The organism is Burkholderia pseudomultivorans (genome assembly GCF_902499075.1).
Classification (GTDB): domain Bacteria; phylum Pseudomonadota; class Gammaproteobacteria; order Burkholderiales; family Burkholderiaceae; genus Burkholderia; species Burkholderia pseudomultivorans.
In genome coordinates, this window is record NZ_CABVPP010000134.1 from 1 (window position 1) to 1,363 (window position 1,363).

The following is a 1,363-nucleotide window of genomic DNA, read 5'->3' on the forward strand; positions in this document are numbered from 1 at the left end:
GCGAAGCAATTGGAAGTGGTTCCAAGAAAAGCCTCTAAGCTTCAGTCTAACGATGACCGTACCGCAAACCGACACAGGTGGGCGAGATGAGTATTCTAAGGCGCTTGAGAGAACTCGGGAGAAGGAACTCGGCAAATTGGTACCGTAACTTCGGGATAAGGTACGCCCTTGTAGCTTGACTGGCCAGCGCCAGGAGGGTGAAGGGGTTGCAATAAACTGGTGGCTGCGACTGTTTAATAAAAACACAGCACTCTGCAAACACGAAAGTGGACGTATAGGGTGTGACGCCTGCCCGGTGCCGGAAGATTAAATGATGGGGTGCAAGCTCTTGATTGAAGTCCCGGTAAACGGCGGCCGTAACTATAACGGTCCTAAGGTAGCGAAATTCCTTGTCGGGTAAGTTCCGACCTGCACGAATGGCGTAACGATGGCCACACTGTCTCCTCCCGAGACTCAGCGAAGTTGAAGTGTTTGTGATGATGCAATCTACCCGCGGCTAGACGGAAAGACCCCATGAACCTTTACTGTAGCTTTGCATTGGACTTTGAACCGATCTGTGTAGGATAGGTGGGAGGCTATGAAACCGGAACGCTAGTTTCGGTGGAGCCGTCCTTGAAATACCACCCTGGTTTGTTTGAGGTTCTAACCTTGGTCCGTGATCCGGATCGGGGACAGTGCATGGTAGGCAGTTTGACTGGGGCGGTCTCCTCCCAAAGGGTAACGGAGGAGTACGAAGGTACGCTAGGTACGGTCGGAAATCGTGCTGATAGTGCAATGGCATAAGCGTGCTTAACTGCGAGACCGACAAGTCGAGCAGGTGCGAAAGCAGGTCATAGTGATCCGGTGGTTCTGTATGGAAGGGCCATCGCTCAACGGATAAAAGGTACTCTGGGGATAACAGGCTGATACCGCCCAAGAGTTCATATCGACGGCGGTGTTTGGCACCTCGATGTCGGCTCATCTCATCCTGGGGCTGTAGCCGGTCCCAAGGGTATGGCTGTTCGCCATTTAAAGAGGTACGTGAGCTGGGTTTAAAACGTCGTGAGACAGTTTGGTCCCTATCTGCCGTGGGCGTTGGATATTTGAAGGGGGCTGCTCCTAGTACGAGAGGACCGGAGTGGACGAACCTCTGGTGTACCGGTTGTGACGCCAGTCGCATCGCCGGGTAGCTATGTTCGGAAGAGATAACCGCTGAAAGCATCTAAGCGGGAAACTCGCCTTAAGATGAGATATCCCTGGAGGCTTGACCTCCTTGAAGGGTCGTTCGAGACCAGGACGTTGATAGGTCGGGTGTGTAAGCGCAGTAATGCGTTCAGCTAACCGATACTAATTGCCCGTAAGGCTTGATCCTATAACAAGTCTG

At 52.7% G+C, this 1,363-nt stretch carries 1 rRNA gene; it reads left to right on the plus strand.

The features are described from left to right. Positions 1-1,351 (plus strand): 23S ribosomal RNA (locus tag BST28156_RS34485); the annotation flags it as partial. Positions 1,352-1,363 lie beyond the last annotated feature (12 nt).